Annotated in this window: 3 protein-coding genes; all 3 read right to left on the reverse strand. The window is 66.3% G+C overall.

What is annotated here, in order from left to right:
• Positions 1 to 1,163: NAD(P)(+) transhydrogenase (Re/Si-specific) subunit beta (locus DMO26_RS33270; protein ID WP_162895203.1), on the reverse strand; the 1,163-nt coding region annotated here is incomplete at its 3' end.
• A gap of 18 nt (positions 1,164 to 1,181) precedes the next feature.
• Positions 1,182 to 1,592 carry a proton-translocating transhydrogenase family protein gene (locus DMO26_RS33275; RefSeq protein ID WP_117196519.1) on the reverse strand — a complete coding sequence of 137 codons (411 nt, stop codon included), beginning with the start codon at positions 1,590 to 1,592 and terminating at the stop codon, positions 1,182 to 1,184.
• Positions 1,592 to 2,658 (reverse strand): NAD(P) transhydrogenase subunit alpha (locus DMO26_RS33280; RefSeq protein ID WP_162895204.1); only part of this gene is annotated, 1,067 nt, incomplete at its 5' end. The genes DMO26_RS33275 and DMO26_RS33280, both read right to left, overlap by 1 nt.

A 2,658-nucleotide genomic window follows, 5' to 3' on the forward strand; every position in this document is an offset into this window, starting at 1 on the left:
TAGGCGACGTCGGCCTGGGCGAATTCGGCGTTGATGTCTTCCAGCTCGAAGACCTCGTCATACGGCACGTTGGCTTCGGCGAGCAGCACGTTCATATGGCCCGGCATGCGGCCGGCGACCGGATGGATCGCGTATTTCACCTCGACGCCATGCTCCTTCAGCGTATCGGCAAGCTCGCGCAGCGCATGCTGCGCCTGGGCGACCGCCATGCCGTAACCCGGCACGATGATGACCTTCGACGCGTTCTGCATCAGGAAGGCCGCGTCGTCCGCCGAACCCTGCTTGACCGTCCGCTGCACGCCGTCGTCGGCACCGGCAGAAGCCGTCTCGCCGCCGAAGCCGCCGAGGATGACGGAGATGAAGGAGCGGTTCATGCCCTTGCACATGATGTAGGACAGGATCGCACCAGACGAGCCGACCAGCGCGCCGGTGATGATCAGCGCGAGATTGCCGAGCGTGAAGCCGATGCCGGCCGCGGCCCAGCCGGAATAGGAGTTCAGCATCGACACGACGACCGGCATGTCCGCGCCGCCGATCGGGATGATGATCAGCACGCCGAGCGCCAGCGCCAGGATGACGACCAGCCAGAAGTCGAAATGGCTTTCCGTCTGCACCAGGCCGAAGACGAAGACGACGATCAGCACCAGAAGGCCGATATTGATCGCATGCCGGTAAGGCAGCATGATCGGCTTGCCGGACATGCGTCCGTCGAGCTTCAGGAAGGCGATGATCGAACCGGTGAAGGTGATCGCCCCGATCGCCGCGCCGAGCGCCATTTCGATCAGCGCCTGGCCGTGGATGTCGCCGATCGCGCCGATGCCGAAGGAATCGGGAGCGTAAAGCGCCGCCGCCGCCACCATCACCGCGGCAAGGCCGACCAGCGAGTGGAAGCCGGCGACGAGCTGCGGCATCGCCGTCATCGGAATGGTGCGGGCGATATAGGCCCCTGCCCCGCCGCCGATGGCAAGCGCCAGCACGATCAGGATGAAGCCTCCGAAGCTCGGCGTGGCGAGCAGAAGCGTGGTGAGGATGGCGATCCCCATGCCGGCCATGCCGTAGACATTGCCCTTGCGGCTGGTGGTCGGGTGGGACAGGCCCCGGAGCGCCATGATGAACAGCACGCCGGACACGAGATAGAGAAAGGCTGCGAGATTCTGCGACATTATTCCCCCCAGAACCCGTCAGCGGTCTTTTTTCTTGTACATGGCGAGCATCCGGCTGGTCACCAGGAAGCCGCCGAAGATATTCACCGAAACGAGCACCAGCGCGACGAAGCCGAAGCCCGTCGCAAAACCGCTCGCCGAGATGCCGACGGCGAGCAGCGCGCCGACCACGATGACCGAGGAAATCGCATTGGTGACGGCCATCAGCGGCGTATGCAGCGCCGGCGTCACCGACCAGACGACGTAATAGCCGACGAAGATCGACAGCACGAAGATCGCCAGCCGGAAGACGAAGGGATCGATCGCCCCGCCGGAAAGCCCGTGCGCGGCAGCCCCTGCCGCTTCCGGCGCCTGGGCGGCAGCGGTCATGACGGCGTTCACCGCCTGGTCGAGCTGCTCCAGCGCCTTGTCCATAGCTTCACTCGCCATCACAGCTCCTCCTGTTTGGCGGCGGCATCGTCGGCTGCCGCCGTCTTGCCCGCCTTGGCGGCTCTCTTCGGTTTTGCGGCAACGGCCTCGCTCGCGGCGGCCGCAACGACAGGCCCATCCGCCGGGACCTCCGCGACGGCGGCAGCCGCAGCGGCCGCGAAGGCCGGATGCACCACCGCGCCGCCATGGGTCAGCATGGTCGCCTTGACGAGTTCGTCCTCGAGGTTGACGGCGAACTCCTTCGAATTCCTGTCGACCATCGTCTCGATGAAGGCATAGAGATTGCGTGCATAAAGCGCCGAGGCGGATGCGGCGATGCGGCCGGCGACATTGGCGTACCCGATGACGGAAACGCCTTCGACGGTGGCGATCCTGCCCTTTTCCGACCCTTCGATATTGCCGCCGCGCTCGACGGCGAGATCGACGGCCACCGAGCCCGGCTTCATCGAGGCGAGCATCGCCCGCGACACGAGCTTCGGTGCCGGGCGGCCGGGAATGAGGGCCGTGGTGATGACGATGTCCTGCTTGGCGATATGCTCGGCGACCAGCGCCGCCTGCTTCGCCTGGTAGGCCTCCGACATCGGCTTGGCGTAGCCGGCGGCGGTTTCGGCGGCCTTGAACTCGTCGTCCTCGACGGCGATGAACTTGGCGCCGAGCGAAGCGACCTGTTCCTTGGCGGCGGGGCGGACATCGGTTGCGGTGACCACCGCGCCGAGACGGCGGGCCGTTGCGATCGCCTGCAGGCCGGCGACGCCGGCGCCCATGACGAAGACCTTGGCGGCCGGAACCGTACCGGCAGCGGTCATCATCATCGGCATGGCGCGGCCGTATTCGTGGGAAGCGTCGATCACCGCGCGGTAGCCGGCAAGGTTCGCCTGGGAGGACAGCACGTCCATCGACTGGGCGCGGGTGATGCGCGGCATCAGTTCCATGGCGAAGGCGGTTACGCCAGCCTTGGCCATCTCCGCCAAGGCGGCATCGTTGCCGTAAGGGTCCATCACGGCGAAGACGACGGCACCGGACCGGTAGGCGGCGATCTCGGCGGCGGTCGGCCGATTGACCCTGA

This window comes from Rhizobium terrae, assembly GCF_003425685.1.
In the GTDB taxonomy this organism is placed as follows: domain Bacteria; phylum Pseudomonadota; class Alphaproteobacteria; order Rhizobiales; family Rhizobiaceae; genus Neorhizobium; species Neorhizobium terrae.